The organism is Capnocytophaga sp. oral taxon 324 str. F0483 (assembly GCF_000318315.2).
GTDB lineage: Bacteria > Bacteroidota > Bacteroidia > Flavobacteriales > Flavobacteriaceae > Capnocytophaga > Capnocytophaga ochracea.
In genome coordinates this window covers 7020-25778 of record NZ_KB291533.1, presented here as the reverse complement: position 1 = coordinate 25778, position 18759 = coordinate 7020, and the positions used below count along the sequence as shown (strand labels likewise).

General features: G+C 43.0%; 9 protein-coding genes and 1 pseudogene. 2 read left to right on the top strand and 8 right to left on the bottom strand.

The window, feature by feature from the left end:
• Nucleotides 1-359: 359 nt before the first annotated feature.
• Nucleotides 360-1016, bottom strand: coding sequence for a carbonic anhydrase (locus HMPREF9072_RS10065; RefSeq protein ID WP_009411633.1), 657 nt, complete (start codon nt 1014-1016; stop codon nt 360-362).
• A gap of 27 nt (nt 1017-1043) precedes the next feature.
• On the opposite strand from HMPREF9072_RS10065, the pseudogene HMPREF9072_RS12670 reads away from it, so the two are divergent.
• A pseudogene (locus HMPREF9072_RS12670) lies at nt 1044-1169 on the top strand (LuxR family transcriptional regulator); the annotation flags it as partial.
• A gap of 134 nt (nt 1170-1303) precedes the next feature.
• Entirely contained in the window at nt 1304-3043 is a 1740-nt protein-coding gene (locus HMPREF9072_RS10060; RefSeq protein ID WP_009411631.1) for a glutamine--tRNA ligase/YqeY domain fusion protein, read from the top strand.
• Between the two features lie 75 nt (nt 3044-3118).
• Here the strand turns inward: HMPREF9072_RS10060 and bglX are convergent, their stop codons facing one another.
• The 7 genes from bglX to HMPREF9072_RS10025 all read right to left on the bottom strand — a co-directional run bounded on the left by bglX (nt 3119) and on the right by HMPREF9072_RS10025 (nt 18489).
• Entirely contained in the window at nt 3119-5404 is a 2286-nt protein-coding gene (gene bglX, locus HMPREF9072_RS10055) for a beta-glucosidase BglX (RefSeq protein ID WP_009411630.1), read from the bottom strand.
• Between the two features lie 10 nt (nt 5405-5414).
• Complete coding sequence (locus tag HMPREF9072_RS10050) at nt 5415-7058, bottom strand: family 16 glycosylhydrolase (protein WP_009411629.1); 1644 nt, start codon at nt 7056-7058, stop codon at nt 5415-5417.
• 36 nt (nt 7059-7094) lie between these two features.
• A complete protein-coding gene (locus tag HMPREF9072_RS10045; RefSeq protein WP_009411628.1) occupies nt 7095-8639 on the bottom strand; it encodes a PKD domain-containing protein in 1545 nt (514 codons plus the stop codon).
• 21 nt (nt 8640-8660) lie between these two features.
• Nucleotides 8661-10142 (bottom strand): RagB/SusD family nutrient uptake outer membrane protein, encoded by a 1482-nt coding sequence (locus HMPREF9072_RS10040; RefSeq protein WP_009411627.1) that lies wholly within the window; start codon nt 10140-10142, stop codon nt 8661-8663.
• Nucleotides 10143-10157: 15 nt separating this feature from the next.
• On the bottom strand, nt 10158-13172 hold the full coding sequence (locus HMPREF9072_RS10035) for a TonB-dependent receptor (RefSeq protein WP_009411626.1): 3015 nt from the start codon (nt 13170-13172) through the stop codon (nt 10158-10160).
• An 821-nt stretch (nt 13173-13993) separates the two neighbouring features.
• Nucleotides 13994-16798 (bottom strand): triple tyrosine motif-containing protein, encoded by a 2805-nt coding sequence (locus HMPREF9072_RS10030; RefSeq protein WP_034566404.1) that lies wholly within the window; start codon nt 16796-16798, stop codon nt 13994-13996.
• Between the two features lie 308 nt (nt 16799-17106).
• Complete coding sequence (locus HMPREF9072_RS10025) at nt 17107-18489, bottom strand: glucoamylase family protein (protein ID WP_009411623.1); 1383 nt, start codon at nt 18487-18489, stop codon at nt 17107-17109.
• Nucleotides 18490-18759: the final 270 nt, after the last annotated feature.

Genomic DNA, 18759 nt, shown 5'->3' with positions numbered 1-18759 from the left:
TGATTCATAATATAATACAACAAGGCTAAAAATGGTAAAAATGAGGTTTCGAGTCGAAAGAAAGAGGAAGAGACACTAGGCCTTAGGCCACAGGCACTAGAAGGGAGTGTGACGGAAAAGGGAAGTAATGACGGGGGACGAATGACGAGGTGAGGCGGTGAAAAAGGTTTATGAGATAGGTTAAAAAGGTGGGTGCTGTCGGAGAGACTTAGGGAAGCAAAAAGATAGACGTGGTAGAATAGGTGTTTATAAAAAAGCTTTTGAAAGAAATTGTATTTAATATAAGTTCGTTGTAAAATAGTCAGAGGATAGTTGGAACTGATATATGACGTCTTTTGATTTTTGACTACTGAGTGAAATTAGTAGGGTTTATACCATTCTTGTCCGGTGAGGTCGTATATCTTTTGGATTTTATGAAGGAAGGCTTCGAAGTCGAGGTTAAGGTCTATGAGTTCGCCGGTGTGAATATCGAATACCCAACCGTGAACAGCAGGGTATTGGTGTTTGAGATAACTTTCTTGCACAACTGCCATTTTGGTAACATTGAAGCACTGTTCTTCTACGTTCAGTTCTACCAAACGGCGGTAACGCTGGTCGGCATCAGTAATGGCATCGAGTTCTGCTTGATGCAAGCGGTATACATCGCGAATGGTACGTAACCAAGGGTTTAGCAAACCAAAGTCTTTGGCTTGCATAGCAGCCTTTACCCCTCCGCAATCGTAATGACCACATACGACAATATGCTTTACTTGCAGGTGTTCTACGGCATATTGTATCACAGCGGTAGAGCTCATATCGAGGGTGTTTACTACATTGGCAATATTGCGGTGTACAAACACCTTACCAGGACCTACACCCATTAACTCTTCGGCAGCTACACGACTATCGGAGCAACCTATATAAAGATAGTCGGGGTTCTGGTCTTCGGCGAGTTTCTCGAAGAAATGAGGGTCGCTCTCTTTGCGGTGTTTCACCCATTGACGATTGTTTTCGAATATTTTGTTGTAAGTAGGCATAAGTTATAATGATTAGTGGCTACTGAGGTGGCAAAGGTAGGTGTTTTTAGGGAAATGACAAATATTTGCAGAGAAATCTCCGAAAAGCTGAATATCAGTGTGCATACAGTAAACCGTTATAGGCAAAATATCCTAAGAGAAAACACACGCTGATAGTGTGGAAGCTATTGCCTTCGCCAAAAGAATGAGAGTAATTGGTTAATTAGTAAATTAGGAAATTATTTGTATCTTTGCACCTTGAAAACAAGAATTAACTATCTATCATTCATCATTAATCATTAAAAAAGATGTCAGAAGAATTAAAAGAACAACGCTCTAATAACTTTATAGAAAATATCATTGAGGAAGACCTTGCGAAAGGCTTTCCCGCCAGCGCCTTACGCTTTCGCTTCCCTCCAGAACCGAATGGCTACTTGCACCTCGGTCACGCGAGTTCTATCTGCCTTAACTTCGGATTGGGCTTGCGCTACAACGCCCCTGTAAACTTGCGTTTCGACGATACCAACCCTTCTAAGGAAGAACAAGAATACGTAGATGCGATTCGCCGTGATGTAGCGTGGCTCGGATTCAAATGGGATAAAGAATGCTATGCTTCCGACTATTTTCAAGAACTTTACGACTGGGCAGTAATGCTCATCAAACAAGGGAAAGCCTATGTAGATAAACAAACATCGGAAGAGATTGCCGCTCAAAAAGGCACGCCAACGGTAGCAGGAACCGAGAGCCCTTATCGCAATACCTCTCCTGAGGAAAACCTCGCCCTTTTTGAGCGTATGAAAAACGGTGAATTCGAAAACGGCACGTATGTACTCCGCGCCAAAATTGATATGGCATCGCCTAATATGCTAATGCGCGACCCTATCATCTACCGCATTATGAACGCTTCACACCACCGCACAGGCGACAAATGGCATATCTACCCTATGTACGACTGGGCACACGGCGAAAGCGACTACCTCGAACAAATATCACACTCCCTTTGTACGTTGGAATTCTTACCACACAGAGAGTTATACGATTGGTTTTTAGACCAGGTAATCTCCTCCCCAGCCCTCCCCAAAGGAGAGGGAGATAACATCCCCCCTGCCCCCCTTCAAAGGGGGAGTGTGCGACCCAAACAGAGAGAATTTGCACGGAGGAATTTGAGTCATACGATTGTGAGTAAACGTAAGCTGTTGCAGTTGGTAAACGAAAACTATGTTGCTGGATGGGACGACCCCCGTATGCCTACTATCTCAGGCTTACGTCGCCGTGGTTATACTCCTGAAGCCATTCGCAAATTCGCCGATACCATCGGTATTGCCAAACGCGAAAACCTAATAGATGTATCTCTTTTAGAGTTCTGCGTGCGCGAAGACCTCAATAAAAAAGCTAACCGTGTAATGGCAGTGCTCGACCCTGTGAAGGTGGTGATTACTAACTATCCCGAGGGACAAGAAGAATGGCTTGACGCCGAAAATAATCCCGAGATAACTCCTATGACTTATCGTAAGGTGCCTTTCAGTCGTGAATTGTATATCGAGCGTGACGACTTCCGCGAAGAAGCCAACAAAAAATATTTCCGATTGAAATTAGGAGGTGAAGTACGCCTCAAAAATGCTTATATCATCAAAGCTGAAAGCGTAGTGAAAGATGCTCAAGGGAATATTACTAAAATACATTGTACTTACGACCCCGAAAGTCGCAGTGGTAGTGGTACTGAAGCCAGTATGCGCAAGGTAAAAGGTACATTGCATTGGGTATCAGTAGCTCACGCAGTAGAAGCCGAAGCACGCCTCTACGACCGCCTCTTTACCGTTGCTGAACCCGACCGCCAAGAGGATAGCTTCTTAAACTACATCAACCCCAATTCTCTAAAAATAGTAACTGCCTATGTAGAGCCAAGCCTCAAGACCGCCCAAGCAGGCGACACGGTACAGTTCCAACGTCTGGGATATTTCAGTGTAGACCCCGATACTACCCCCGAAAAATTGGTGTTCAACAAAACCGTCGGCTTAAAAGATACGTGGGCTAAGATTAGCGAATAAGATATCATACGCTAAAACAAAAAAAGGATTGCCCTAGAAGAGCAATCCTTTTTGCGTGTAATGAAAGGAAAAAATCTACTTTAGCTCAAAATCTTTTTCGTTGCTGTTATCGGCGGAGTGTTGGGCTACCCAGAGTTTGAAAGCGCCTAGTTCGGTTACTTTTTTCAAATCGGCGTTGTAGAAGGCTAAGAGGTCTTCGGTGATTTCAAACTGCACTTGTTTGCTTTCGCCGGCTTTGAGTGCGACTTTTTGGAAGCCTTTGAGCTCTTTCACTGGACGGGTTACACTACCTACCAAATCGCGAATATACAATTGCACTACTATTTCACCATCGCGTTTGCCGGTATTGGCTACTTGGGCTGTAACGGTGAGTTTACCTCCTTTACTGAGTGTGGCACTGCTGAGCTGTACATTACTAATATTAAAGGTGGTGTAGCTCAATCCGTAACCAAAAGGATAGAGAGGTGTGACAGGCGCATCCTCATATTTAGAACGGTAATCAACTGTTGGGTTATTAGGATCAACGGGGCGACCGGTGTTCTTGTGATTGTAATAGATAGGCACTTGTCCAACATTACGAGGAAAACTCATCACCAAACGCCCTGAAGGGTTGTACTTACCTGATAATACATCGGCGATGCCATAACCTGACTGGGTACCAGGGAACCACACTTGCAAAATAGCATCGGCTAATTCACTTTCTTCACTAAGGTCGAGCGGACGACCGCTATACACCAATAATACTATAGGTTTGCCTGTTTGTTTGAGGGCACGGAGCAATTCACGTTGAGGAGCGCGCAGACGTATATCGGTAAGGCAAGCGGATTCACCAGACCAGTTATAATCTTCACCTAAGGCTACCACTGCTACATCAGCGGTACGTGCTGTAGCTACTGCTTTGGCTATATCGGCAGAAGTAGTGGCAGTAAGAGTACAACCTTTGGCATAGCTGAACTGCACCTTACTATCTTTATACACTTCTTGTAATCCTTTAAAAAGAGAAGCACTGAGTGTACGATCACCGCGACCTTGCCATTCGCCATTTTGGTTAATAGAATCTTTTACCATAGGGCCTATAAGGGCTACCTTTTTCGGCATATCGGGAGTGATAGGCAATACCTCGGCGTTGTTTTTGAGCAATACCACCGATTTAGCAACCGCAGTGCGGGCTACTTGCAAGAACTCCGGTTTCATAAGAGTTGTTTTGGCGCGGTTCTCATCGAGGAACTTATAAGGGTCGTCAAACAAGCCTAATACGAATTTCATTTCCAAGATACGGCGTACAGCGGTGTTGATAGTCTCTTCTTTTACCTTACCCTCTTCGACTGATTTTTTGAGGTGCTTGATAAAGTTAGCGCCTGTCATATCCATATCAATACCAGCATTGATTGCTAGCTCGGCAGCGTGCTTATTATCAACCGCAACACCGTGAGGAACCAGTTCGTTGATACCGGTATAATCGGTTACTACAAAGCCTTTAAAGCCCCATTGCTTGCGAAGGATATCGGTCATTAGGTAGCGATTGGCAGTTGCAGGGATACCGTTCACTTCGTTGAAGGAAGCCATTACGGTGCCCACTCCTGCATCAATTGCTGCTTTATAAGGTGGTAGATAGGCATTCCAAAGGGTGTGCTGAGAGAGCTCGGCAGTATTGTAGTCGCGCCCTGCTTCGGCAGCGCCATAGGCAGCAAAGTGTTTTACACACGCTAAGACAGTATTGGTTTTGCTAAGCGAATGCCAGTCGGTTCCCCCTTGAAAACCTTGTACGCGAGCTTTGGCGATTTCACTTCCCAAGAAAGGGTCTTCGCCAGCGCCTTCCATCACACGCCCCCAGCGTGGGTCGCGAGCGAGGTCGACCATAGGGGCGAACGTCCATTTGATGCCATCAGCAGCAGCTTCTTCGGCAGCAATAGCAGCGGTTTGGCGCATTAGGTCTAAATCCCAAGAGCAGGCTTCGGCAAGCGACATAGGGAATATGGTTTTATAACCGTGAATCACGTCGTAACCAAAGAGAATAGGGATACCCAAGCGAGTTTTTTTGACAGCAATATCCTGCAATTTGCGCACTCCAGGCACGGTAACAGCGTTAAATACACTGCCCACGAGACCTTTTTCGAGATAAGGTTGAAAGTCATCGGACATTACGGGACCTGTAACATCCCAATCGGCAGCAAACTGAGTGAGTTGTCCTATTTTTTCTTCTAAGGTCATCAGTGCTAACAAAGAATCTACTTTGCGTTCGATATTTTTATCGCCACTGAAGGACTCCCATTTCACAGGGGTTTTATCGTCGGTTTTTGACGAATTGTTACAAGCTACTACAGCTAATGCCATAGCGATACAATACGTTATTTTCTTCATAATAATTAATTTACTGATAAATTCTTACATAATCGATTTCAAGGCTATCTTCGGTGAAATTATTAGCTACTTGACCTCCCAATGTTCCTCCCATCGCGACGTTTAGGATAAGGAAGAATTTTTGGTTGAATGGCAATTTAGCGTTGTTGTCCATTTCGAAATAGTTCTTATTATCGACTGCAAAGATAATCTTTTTTTCTGTCCACGTCATCGTATAGATATGAAAATCTGCAGAAGTGTTTGCAAATTCAGTTTCTTTGTCGTAATCGCCCTGATGGTTGTTATCGGTGTTGTACCAATGGCAAGCGCCGAGTATATGGGTCTTTTTATTACCTTTTTGTTCGAGCATATCTATTTCGCCACATTTAGGCCAGCCGTCGGTAGCGAAGTTATTGCCCAAGAACCACATTGCAGGCCAGGTACCTTTGGCAGCAGGTAATTTGGCTTTGATTTCCACCTTACCATATTTGAAACCATACAAACCTTCAGTTTTGAGTCGTGCAGAAGTATACCCTCCACTGCCATCGGCTTTGGCAGTAATTTTGAGCACACCGTTTTCAACTTTCACATTTTCGGGGTCTTTGGTATAGGTTTGCAACTCGTTGTTACCCCAACCGTTGCTACCTTTGCCTAAATCATACGTCCATTTGGTCGCATCGGGGGTACCCGCTTTATTGAACTCATCAGACCACACAAGGTTCGTAAAGCTATTTTCGGAAGGTTTGGTAGTAGTGAAAATGTGATACCAAGCAAACTGACTATTAGGTTGCATCACGCGCACGACAAGTTGTGTATCGGTAAGGCTGATGATGTCATAAGTACTTGCGCCTACCCACCAGCCGAGCATACCACCATTGGAGAGCTCGATAGCTGTACCGCGGTAGGCTTTGTTGTCGTACTTGCCTTGGGTAGCGGCTTTGGAAGTAGAAGGCACAAAGGACACTTGTTTTACACCTGCAAGAGTAGGTACTATATCGGTACCGTAGCATTGGTCTTTAACAACGCCTAACACGCTAGCATAGGCTCCTGGCACAAACACGTGATTAGCAGTTTGCTGATAGGTAATACCATTAGCTGTACGGGTAAAGATAAAGGAGTTCTCGAACATACAAGTACGAGTAGCGTCGAATGGTGTTGCTTGCCACCAAGCGGGGTAGCCATATTCGCCATTATCGCCACTTTCTTGAGGTCCTAAGCCTGCATATCCCGCTACATTGGCAGCCCAATACCAAGTTTTAGTATCGCCTACATTCTTACCAGCAAGCATATTTTCAGCTTCAGCATCGGAGAAGGAACTATATACTTCCAATTCTAAAGACACAGAACTCATAGAGCCTCCTGCACCTACAGCACTTACTACCGCTGTGAATTTGTTGGTACCTACTTTGGTATAGCGGTGTTGGATTTTACCAGAGGGAGCCATTTCGGTCTTGCCGTCGCCGAAATCGACACGGTAAGAAATGGCGTTTTGGGCGGTTACTATAAAGTTCACCAAGCCCGTGCCGTCGCCGTGAGGATGAGTGTTATCAGCCCCCACGATACTGAACGAGGCATTTACATTAGAAGGAGGTGTAAGGTCTCCAAACTCGTGCTTATCTTTACAACTTATAAAGACAAAAGCTACTAATAAAGTTAAAAGATTTAAGGTTTTCATTTTAATTTGTCAATTTAGTGCGAACCGCACGGGTAATTAATTCAGTGTTATTTCATCGTAGTAATAAGTGGTATCATCGCCTTTTTCACCAAAGTCGAAGAAAACAACTACTTTGGTGTAGGTTGCGCTGGTATCAATGCCAGTAAAATCAAACGAAAGTTCTTCCCAAGTGTTCTTTTTGGTGATGCGAGCATCTACTTCTTTTGCTTCATCGCTAGTAGCTCCCTCTAATTTCACTTTTACAGTAATACCTGTCTTAGGAGAAAAAGCTTTTAGCTTCAATACCTTGTGACTTTTCATATCCAAACTTTCGGAAGTAAAAAACGCGCCTGCCCACGTTTCACAACCTTTGGTGCGCACCATTTTGGCTACTTTGGTAGATGTATTGCCTGTAGTATTAGGGTTGGCTACTACTTCTACATTTGCCATATTGCCAAAGGTAGTAAATTTGGGTGCTGTACCCTCAAAGTTTTCGATTATCACAGTATTCGATTTTTTGTAGAAATACAAGTTGTCGATAAATACCGTGCCTTGTCCTACCAATTTTATTTGGTGTACATCGGTGATTACAAATCCTTGTTTGGTGTAGTCGCTTAGCGGAATATCGATGCTTGTCCACTTATCGGCAGTAAGGGCCTTTTTGATAAACTTCTCACCATCAGCGCCTGTGCTTTTGCTAATCAAATAGATATCTAAAGCTGTAGCATCGGCAGTCCAAACGTCTAAATGTAAGAACTCCATCGCCGATAGGTCGATTTCTCGAGCGAATTGGATACCTTGATAATTGAGGTGAGCGTATTGCAAGATTTCATCGGTGCCCAACTTAAAGAGGTTGTAGGCAGTGGCTTGACCCCAATTAGGGTTGAAATCGGTACCTGCCACATTGGTATATCGTCCGCTGAAAAGCGAAACGACCTCTTGTGCTTTGCGGATTGGAGGTTGAGGAGCCACAGTAGTAGGCTGTTGCAAGGCAATTACTCGTACCGTTTTTTGTACTTTAGTAGTTTGTTTGCCCGCACCTTTCACTTCTATGGTAAGGGTGTAAGTACCTACTTGCTTATAAATGTGTGAAACTTCCTCTCCTATATTGCCAGAGACCGGTTTTTCGTCGGCACTTTCACCGAAATACACATCGTAAGTAATCGCAAAGTTAGCTTTAGCCGTTACATTCACTTTCTTAGAAACCGCTTGGTCGTTAGCGACAGTTACTTCTACATTCTCAGGGGCGCGGAACGACACCTCTAAAGACAAAGTCGCTTCGGCTTCCTTGCCAGCGATGTTCACAGCTACTATTTTCACTTGGTAACTACCTTCAGCATAAGTGTGTGTTACCGAACCACCTGCTTTCACTGTAGTGGGAGTTGCAGTGCTATCGCCAAAATAGACCTTGTAGGAGGCTACTCCCGTAGCTACTGGCGTGATGGTTACAGCCCCTGAGTTATCGGTGCTCACTTGAAATTTCGCTGAGACATCGGTAGGAGCCGTGGCATTTTGGACGAAACTGAGATCGTCCTTATCTTTTTCGCAGGCCACTATTCCAATGAGAAACAGTAGTGCTATGAGGTTTTTGAGTGTTTTCATTTTAATTTAGATAAGAGGTAATTAGTATCCTTGGTTTTGTTGCCAATTGCCATTAGCAAAGCGTATTTCTTCGTAGGGTATGGGGAAAACTTCGTTTTTGTTGGCAGTAAAACCTTGTATTTCGGTGCCTTTTCCGGTGCGGACTAAGTCGAAAAAGCGCAAGCCTTCGCCTAAGAACTCTACACGGCGTTCTTTCCATATCGCTTCGGTAAGAGCAGAGCCTGATACCGTAATATTGTGATTTTCATTACCAAAGGCACGTTTGCGCACTTGGTTGAGGTAATCGCGAGCGCGTTCATCGCTGATATTACCACGGTTGAGCGCTTCGGCAGCCATTAAAAGCACATCGGCATAGCGAATAGCACGATAGTTATTAGGGTTGGTAAGGTTTTGGTCGGGGCTATTGAGGTCACCTTTGCGAGCAATATATTTTCTATTGAAATAGCCTGTATGTTTGTAACCTTCGGCATAAGTAGCGTTGTTCGCTGCTGCCCACGCGACGATATCCAAGATAGCAACATCTTTGCGGAGGTCGCCTGCTTCAAAAGCATCGACTGCCTCTTGTACAGGTACGTTAAAACTATAGCCAGAATCGAACACAGGGCCGTTATAGTTACGGATACTGTTAAACCCTACCGCTACATTTCCTTTGCTACATTGCAAACAGTCAAAACTAGCACCTTCAGCATCGGTGTATTGTATCTCGAATACCGATTCAGCCGCGTTTTCACCTTCTTTTTCGAAGATAGAAGCATAGTCAGTTACAAGTGAATAGGTATTGCTGTGTATCACGGTTTCTAATACTTGAGCTGCTTCGGCAAATTTGTTTTGGTATAAATACACCTTGCCGAGTAGTGCTTGAGCGGCGCCTTTAGTAGCACGTCCTACTTGTCCGTCGGGTGGTGTTGTAGGCAAGTGAGGAATGGCTGCCAAAAGGTCTTTCTCAATAGAAGCATATACCTCACTCACAGGGGAACGGGGTATTTTTTGTTCGTCGCCACGCTCAAATCGTTTGTTTTCTTTGAGTGGAATTGCCCCAAACCATTTCACGAGCTCAAAATTGTAATAAGCGTGAAGGAAATGCGCTTCGGCAATAATCACTTCTTTGCCCTCAAAGGCTGTTTTGTCTTGGAATTCCAAGATATAAGCCGAGCGGTTTACACCGGCAAACATCCAGTCCCACAAGTTTTTGAGTTGGCTGTTGATAGGCGTGTGAATCATCTGGTCTATTTGTTGAAAACCAGGTACATCGGAAGCACTTTCACCTCCGCAAAGGGTATTATCGGAGGCAATTTCGCCCATAAGCACATTTATATACGTAGAATGTAACAAATTGTAAGCTGCAATCAGCGCATTTTGGTAGTCTTCCTTTGAATTGAAATAGGTCTCCGAATTGATTTCGTACTGTTTAGTCTTGTCGAGAAAATCGTCGGAACAAGCAAAGGCAAAGACAAAAAGCATAAGCCCTATTGTCCATTTCTGTATGTTATATATCGTTTTCATTTGTTTGTATGGGTTTTAGAATGATGTATTAAATCCTAAGATAAACTGACGAGCTTGTGGATAGAAGCCGTAATCAATACCTCCACCAATGGCATCACCAGAGGTAGCTGAAGGGTCATAACCTTTGTACTTAGTAAACGTAAAGGCGTTGTTTACTGAAAAGTACACGCGGAAGCTTTTCATCTTCACACTCTCCAATACTGATGCAGGAATCGAATAGCCCAACTGTATATTCTGAACGCGCAAGAATGAGGCGTCTTCTACAAAGAAACTTGAGAATAAATTATTGGTAGTTGCGCCTGTGGTTACACGAGGCACGCTATTGCTGGTGCCCTCACCACGCCAACGGTCAAGATAGGAACGATGGCGGTTTACGTTAGGTTGTGAACGCTCGTAGTTGCGCACCATCTCTTTGTCGAGCTCAGCATACATATAGGTCGAGAAATCAAAGTTTTTATACTTAGCATTGAGGTTCAAGCCCATATAGTAAGTGGCGGTAGGTTTACCCAAATAAGTACGGTCTTTAAAATCGATTACTCCGTCGCCATTCACATCTTTATACCTGATATCGCCAGGTTTGGCAGGAGCCCCTAAGGCAAGTTGTGAAGGGTGCGCATCTACCTCAGCTTGGTTTTGGAAGATACCATCGGCTTGCAAACCATAGAAGTAACCCATAGGTTGCCCTACTTCCATACGTGCAGGTGCTAACTGACCAACGCTGAACGCTCCTCCTTCTGGAATCACATCGCCATTGATTGAGACCACTTTGCCGTCCAAACGAGTAATGTTATAGTTAAAGCCCCAAGAAAAAGGTTTGGTTACATCACTTTTATAACCTAACGCCACCTCAAAGCCTTTATTTTGAGTATTACCAGCGTTCACAGTAGGGTTTGAAGCCCCTGGTGCAGCCGTTCCTATAATACCTGAGACAGGGAAATTAGAGATGAGCAAATCGTTGCGGTTTTCTATAAAATAATCGAATACTAACGACAAGCGGTTGCCAAGTGTATTGAAGTCAAAACCGACATCTAACTTTTCGGCTACTTCCCATTTGGCACTTGGGTTTGGCAATTTGCCTACAGCTTTTCCGCGCACTATTTTTCCGTTAAACACGTACACAGCCTCCCCGTTCAAAATTGCCTTATAAAGGTTTTTACCGGCATTGTTACCGAGTGTACCGTAACTACCGCGCAATTTGAGGAAGTCTATCCATTTGCTATCTTTTAGGAAACTTTCGTCGGATACTTTCCAACCTGCTGTTACTGATGAAAACAAGTCGGCACGGTTATCTTTCGGGAAGTCTGAAGAAGCATCACGCCTAAGCATCGCCGATAGCAAGTATTTGCTCTTATAATCGTATTGCAAACGACCAAAGAAAGAGGTAAGACGCGAATCGTTCGTATACGAGTTATCAGTTTTGCTATTGTTCGTACCTGTGGTGAGACCTATATCGGCAAAGTCCCAAGAGTTATTAGGCACATCGTAACCCGTAGCACTGAGTCCACTGCCCCAGTTGCGTTGCGCACTAGTACCCACAGTGAGTGAAGTGTTGTGATTTTTCCAGAAAGTTTTGTTATAAGTAGCAAAAGTCTCCCACGTATAAGCGTGTGTTTCATTCTTTTCCTGAGTTACCGTACTGCGGCTACGGTTGAAGATTTTGCCCGTACCAAAGAAGCTCAGAGGTTGAAAATCTTTCTTCTCATCACTATAAGTCTTAAACCCGATACGCGAAGTGAGGTCTAAGCCTTCTATAAGATTATAGCTCAACTGGAAATTCCCCTCCAATCCATTGCCATCGTACTGATTATAGGTATTGTCTATTTGTGCCAAAGGGTTAATCACCTCATTGCCCAAAAAGCCCGTTAAATCCTCATCGTGCAAACCGTAAGTAGGCGAGAAGTTCAAAGCGTTGAAAAGCACTGCTCCCAAGCCGTTTTCCTCAATGGTTTTACGCTTGTTGTTGTAATAATTAGCAGTGAAGTTCATCTTAAGTTTTGGTGAAATATCAGCACCCAAACTCACTTTCACGTTGTTGCGTTTAAAGTTGGATTTTTCGGGGGCTACAATACCGTCTTGGGTAAGATGTGATGCCCCTAAGTAATAACTAAATTTCTCACCTCCTCCTGAGATACTGGCTGTCATATCTGAAATAACAGAATTCTTAAACACCTCGTCTTGCCAATCAATGCCTTTGCTTAAAGAAGCCAAATTGCCAAAAGGCAACGCCTGTCCGTTGGCAGCATAACTCTCGTTGAGTAAGGCAGCATACTCGGTAGCGTTCATATAATCCAACTTTTTGGTAGTTTGCTGAATACCGGTATAAGAGCTAATTTTCACTTCCAAAGGTGTGTTTTTGCGTCCACCTTTAGTAGTTACGAGTACTACCCCATTCGCCCCTTTAATACCGTAGATAGCCGCTTGAGCGTCTTTCAGTACGGTAAGACTCTCAATATCCTCGGGGTTGATACTGTTCAGTGCCCCTTCGTAACCGTCGATAATTACCAAAGGTTCGTTGCTACCGTTAGAACTCACTCCGCGAATGAGAATGTTTATCTTCCCTCCAGGTGAGCCCGAAGCTTTGTTTACGCTCACCCCTGAGGTAGTACCTTGCAGGGCAGTAGCCGCATCCACAGGCTTTAGTTCGGTAATGGTTTTAGCATCTACTACTGATACCGAACCTGTTACGTCCTTTACCTTTTGAGTTCCATACCCGATAACTACCACTTCACCGAGGGTTTGGGTATCTTCTTTCAAGGTAACGTTCAGCGCATTGCCATTGTTCACAGTGATTTCTTGAGTGATGTAACCCACATACGAAAACACCAGAACCTGACCTTTCTTTACATTGTCTAAGGCAAAATTCCCCTCGAAATCGGTAGAGACGCCGTGGGTAGTGCCTTTTACAACCACCGAAACCCCCATCATCGGACTGTTAGGAGCTTCTTTCACATTTCCTTTTATGTTATAAGTTTGTGCCACTGCCAAACTCGTACATAAAAATAGCAACATTGGTAAAATAAATACTTTCATCTGAATTGCTCTTTTTAAATGGTATGTTAATGTATTATATTAGGTTTAAACTGTCTCTAACTTGCTCTTTTCTTTTCTTTACTTTCGCTTCACGACCTATTACTGATATTACTGGTATTGTTGTATTGTATTATTAATCAACTATTTATATACCCTTTCTATTCCAATCGTCCAAGATTCGTATAAGCTTCCTATAAGCTCTCTATAAGCTAAGTCCATCATTCATCTAGTAAAAATCCCTCTCTTTTTTGGGATAAAGTTAAGAATAATTTTCGTGCGCTTTCGTTCTTCCATTCCCCGTGGTAACTTTTGATAAGTTTTATCTCAAAAAGGATAAATTACAGTCTTAATTTCAAAACAACAAATCACCTTTTTCAGTTGCTTTTTGCTACTCTCTCTAAATTTATACTTTTCAATCAGTATTATTGGCATTATTGGTATTAACTCGGTATTACTTTCTCTTTCTTTTATTTCTCTTTCAATCACGCAACAAAGATAAACGCAATTATTCAACACACAAAATATTTTACCTATACAAAAAATATACAAGGAGTATTTTTAATGTAAATGTATAGTTGCTATTAACGAGAATTACAAAACAAACCTTTGTAAATCTTACATTTAAAATTATATGCAAAAAATCGATGTAAAGGTAACAACAAATAAAAAACACCTCTTAAAAAGAGGTGTTGTATAGGTAATGTATATATTTTTTTAAGAAAATCAATTTATGTTTTCTACTCGCTCGTACAACTCACATCTGCCTGTGTGGCTCGCACTATTAATCATTAACCATTAATCATTAACCATTAATCATTAATTTAGAGCTTTAGAATATAGTCAGTAAGGTTCTGGTTGCGCTCTAAACGCATCTTTTTGCGCAAGCGGTAGCGCTTTATCTCTATACTTTGGGTAGAGATGTTCAGTAGTGGAGCAATTTCTTTACTCGAAAGGTTCAAACGCAGGTAAATACACAGTTTAATGTCATTAGGAGTAAGGTCGGGGTGAAGTGATTTAAGCCGATTAAGGAAGTCACGGTCAGTTTGATTAAAGATTTCTTGAAAATGCTCCCAATCGCCTTCGCTGTTAATATTATCTTCCACAATATGTAATACCTGTTTGCTATTACCACTATTCAAAAGAGCCTCTTTGATGCTCATCAGCAGTTCATTCTTGCGTACGATGTTCATCGTAGTCACCGCCAACTCGCGGTTCTTGCTCTCCACTTCACTATGGAGCTTATCGTTTTGGAGTTTCATTACCGTGCGGTCATTTTCCAATTGCAATAGGGCGAGTTCTTTCTCTTTTTCTTGTTCTACCTTCTTCTTATGACGCTTGTAATGAACTCTATACACTCGGTGAATTATAAAAAGCAAAAGCAGTAAGAGTCCTATATAGGTAGCTATCATCACATTAGTGGCATACCAAGGTTTTTCTATTACAAAGTGAAAAGTAGCCGTATTGGTCGAAACAGCATTTCCCACTCTGGCTCTTACCAAAAAGGTATAATCACCCGCAGGCAGATTATCAAACTGCACACTTGCCTCCTTGCTCCAGTCGCTCCAATGCTCGTAAAGTCCTTCCAATTTATATTGATATACGGTTTGAAACATCACATTATAGGCAGGTACACTATAGCTAAAACGAAGGTTATTCTGGTTATGTGCCCAGCGGTTATCAGTACTATTAAGAGCAATAGGTTGCCATACGCCTTCTACTTTGCTTTTATCTATATGGTCTATATGCACCTCATAAGCGGTATGGTGCGACGGATTAAACACAAAATCCATAAAGCCGGTGCTCGTACCTAAAAGGCAATCACCTTCTCGGTACTCATTGAGGTTCTCAAAACCTACCAAATCCTTGCGAAAAGTAGCCGAGAGAGGCATCTTTTTCAGCTGAAGTGCCTTGTCTAACTTACCCTGACTCACCTTCACTATATTGTATTGGGTAAAAAACCACAATCCGTCCTCTTTACCCCGTAACATAGTGCCCGATAAGTAGGCATCTTGGTCGAATAGCCGATGGGTAAGGCTTTCATCCTGCACAAACTTACGTGCGGTAATATCATATTTAAACAAGCCTTTTTCGGTGAAATACCAAATCTCATTGCGGTATTTAGCAATCGCCGACTTGCGCCCCATTGGAGCAGAAGCCTCTTTGTGCACTTGGAGTACTCTGGTAAAATCAAGGGAGAGTTGCAACCGGAACACGCCTTTGTACTCGTGGCTTACCAATAGTTCAGTAGGCGAAATAAACTCAAAAAACCTACTCGATACGTTGAATCCTGTTATCTTATTGCGGTATTGCCAACGCCCTTCTTTCAGTTCCAAAAGATATAAACCTTCATAATTGCCTTGCAAGAGCCAATTAGGGTGTCCTTCCACAGGTTTAATATCCCAAGTACCCAAAAGATTACACACCAACTGTGCACGATGGTTGTTTATCACAAACGTACCTGAATTGTGCCCACAAAACAAAGTGCCTTGTAGTTCTTTCAGTTGCCACACTTGCCCTTTAGTACCTTCAACCAACTGAAATGGCTGACCCGCTTTCAAAGGAAAAGGCGCATAAAAAAGCCCCTGATTGGTACCCAAATACAAATCACCTTGGTAAACAATAGAGGTATAAACAGCTCCTAACACTCCTTCGTTATCTTTATACTGGCGGAAAGGCGAAAAGAAATTCACCATACTAATGCCATTGTCTAAGCCTAACCACACATTGTGTTCTTTGTCCTCGAAGATAGAAAGCACCGTGTTGTTTTGCAAGCCTTGCTTCTGATGAAGGTGCTCCCACAGTTGTCCTTCTGGCGATAATCGGTATACACCATTGGCAATCGTCCCCAGCAAGATAGAACCGTCAGAGAGTTGTTCGCAACTGTAGATATTTAAAGAAGAAGTAAGCGCCTCAGTACTCACTTGCCAAGGTCTCACCTCAGCAGGTGTTCCTTCGTAAATGCCTTTGTCTTGGGTAATAAATAGAAACTTACCTTTATATGGGAAGATATTAATAACAATATGCTCGCGGAAAAGAGACGCTTCCGAACGCAACTCTTCTTTACCATTCACAAGAGCAAAAAGCCCCTCATTCATCTTTTGAAAGAAGATATGCTCGCCCACTTTGAAGATTTTGGGTAAGTTGTTTTGCGAATGCACAATGTGAAAGCGGTCGTGCTGAGAGTCGTAAATATAAAGTTTGTGCAACGACTGGAAGAGCACCCAATGGTCAAAAAAAACAATTTTCCATACCTCTTCATCTTCTATATCCTTAGGCGGCAAGCGTTTACTTAGTGAAGTGTATTGCAAACGGTTGAAAGCATCTGCTTGCCAATAACCAAATTCAGCAAAACCACCCGTATAGATAGTGTTACCTTTGGCGTTTACGGCGCGCACTATCGCCCCATTGGGCAAGGGGTAATGTTGCCATACCACCCCATTGAACTCCAATAGACCTATATTGTTAGCAAAATATATCTTTTGATTTATCGCTTGACATATTTTCCAATTCTGACTCTCACCCGAGTATACCGAAGGAGCGTAGTTATAGATAGGTGGCAATAACTGAGCGTGTATCGTCCCTACAAACCACCCCATCAAAACACACAGAAAAACACGCATACGCATAAGGTATTAAAGTTTAGTTGCTGGCAAAGATAACTATTTTATTTTGAATATTCCAAAAAACATCCTCTATTTTCAATGAAAGTCTCTTTTCGCTTATTTCTCCCTCATCATTCGCCTCTGATTTGGTATTATTGGCATTTTTGGTATTATTGTATTAAAATTGTTGTTCTTTATTTTTAGTCATTAATCAAACAAAGGGCGATGTTCACACATCGCCCTTTGTTAAAACCCAATTTTCAAAACACTGTTAGTAATAAACTTCTGGTTAGGTTAGATATAAGATAATGCTGGGCTTTACCTTTTATCTTTTACTGTACCTTAAAATTCAGTTTCTTTAATCCCTGCTGTACTTCGGGGCAACTCATAAACAGTTTCCAAATGAGACCCGTGCGGTGGTTTTCTATCATCGGGGCAATAGTGAGCTGGTCGATAGCCAAATAACGCTTAGGATACCATACCGCTTGCTGGCTGAAAGCGTCGTAAAAGCCGTATTTACCCCATATCACATCTCCTAAATCGTAATAGAAATGCTTGAGCGCAGCCATTGATTCTTGGGGCGTATAAGGAAAGCTGGAAAGGGCAGCAGTAGGTGCTATCACCCCTAAATCGTTACTAGGGCTGTGGGCTGAGTACCCTTTTACTGAATAACTGGCGGTAAGTCCCCAGCAGTTCGCCCCATAACCTTTATAACCTTTCGGGTTTTCTAGGCAATATTTGTAGTTAATAAGGGTGTGATTGCGATTCAAATCCCAGTAATTGGCATAATCATCACTGAGCCCTTTGGGGTTCAACCCTATGTACGAATAATGCGCCCAAAATAGCGGACCTCCGTATTGTTCTGCGCCGTTGTGTTTGAGAATCAATGGCAAATTGTAAGTCACCTGAGTGCTTTTAATAGCTCCTCCGCGTGCCCAACCGTTGTGATAAGCCGAAGCAGGAATGGTGTGGGTTGGCGAAGAAGCTGCCAAAATATAGGTAATCAGGCACTCGTTATAACCTTTCAGAGGAAAATTCATCTGCCAAGCATAATCAGGACTCCAATGCCAATAGAGCACATCTTGTCCGTTTAAGTACCAATCCCATTCCATTTCGCGCCACAGTTTATCAATGCGAGAAGCTAAGGCTTTTTCGGTATCGTTGCCGTCTTTGAAATACTGACGCACACAGAGCAAGCCCTGTATCAAGAAGGCACTTTCCACGAGATCTCCCCCATTGTCTTTTTGTCCGAAAGGTTTGGTTTTACCCGTACGCCCGTCAATCCAGTGCGACCATACCCCGTGATAGCGGTCGGCTTTCTCCAAGAAAGTTACTATCTTAACAAAGCGTTCTACCGCTTGTACACGAGGGATAAAACCGCGTTCTACACCCACCAATAGCCCTGCAATCCCAAAGCCCGAACCTCCCGTAGTGACGATATGAGCATCATCGGAAGGCACGTCCATATGATTGCGCTCAGGGGCTAAACCCGAATTAGGTTCTGCACCCTCCCACATATAGTTGAGGTGCGAACGCTGAATATAATCCAAGAAAGCATCGTCGGAAGCAAATTCCATCGGACGATTCTTTTCAACAGGTGGTTTAGGAGTAGGCGTATTACCGCCTTTCTTACTGTCCTTACTGCAACTGCACGACGCGCAGAATGCAATAAGAAGCACAAAAAATGTTCTGTTTATCTGTTTGAAATGCTTCATATTTTGTATATTTTTCTATTTTAACATTAATTCAATATAATATTAATACTGATTTACAGTTATATTTATATTGCAATCTGTGCAATCTAGCAACATCAGCTACTTATCTCCCCGCTAGCGCGAGCTTATAGCTCGTGTTCCTATTCGTCACTAATTTCCCCCTTTGAACGGAAGTCCGCGAGAGCGGAGTATGTGAGAAGGGAGAGGTTTCTTTTGATTTTCCGTCACACTCCCCGCTAGTGCCTATGGCCTAAGGCCTATCACCTATTC

Excerpts from the sequence above, each read along its gene's own strand:
- HMPREF9072_RS10065 (WP_009411633.1), bottom strand. The coding sequence starts at position 1,016 with ATGCCTACTTACAACAAAATATTCGAAAACAATCGTCAATGGGTGAAA.
- HMPREF9072_RS10060 (WP_009411631.1), top strand. The coding sequence starts at position 1,304 with ATGTCAGAAGAATTAAAAGAACAACGCTCTAATAACTTTATAGAAAAT.
- bglX (WP_009411630.1), bottom strand. The coding sequence starts at position 5,404 with ATGAAGAAAATAACGTATTGTATCGCTATGGCATTAGCTGTAGTAGCT.
- HMPREF9072_RS10050 (WP_009411629.1), bottom strand. The coding sequence starts at position 7,058 with ATGAAAACCTTAAATCTTTTAACTTTATTAGTAGCTTTTGTCTTTATA.
- HMPREF9072_RS10045 (WP_009411628.1), bottom strand. The coding sequence starts at position 8,639 with ATGAAAACACTCAAAAACCTCATAGCACTACTGTTTCTCATTGGAATA.
- HMPREF9072_RS10040 (WP_009411627.1), bottom strand. The coding sequence starts at position 10,142 with ATGAAAACGATATATAACATACAGAAATGGACAATAGGGCTTATGCTT.
- HMPREF9072_RS10035 (WP_009411626.1), bottom strand. The coding sequence starts at position 13,172 with ATGAAAGTATTTATTTTACCAATGTTGCTATTTTTATGTACGAGTTTG.
- HMPREF9072_RS10030 (WP_034566404.1), bottom strand. The coding sequence starts at position 16,798 with ATGCGTATGCGTGTTTTTCTGTGTGTTTTGATGGGGTGGTTTGTAGGG.
- HMPREF9072_RS10025 (WP_009411623.1), bottom strand. The coding sequence starts at position 18,489 with ATGAAGCATTTCAAACAGATAAACAGAACATTTTTTGTGCTTCTTATT.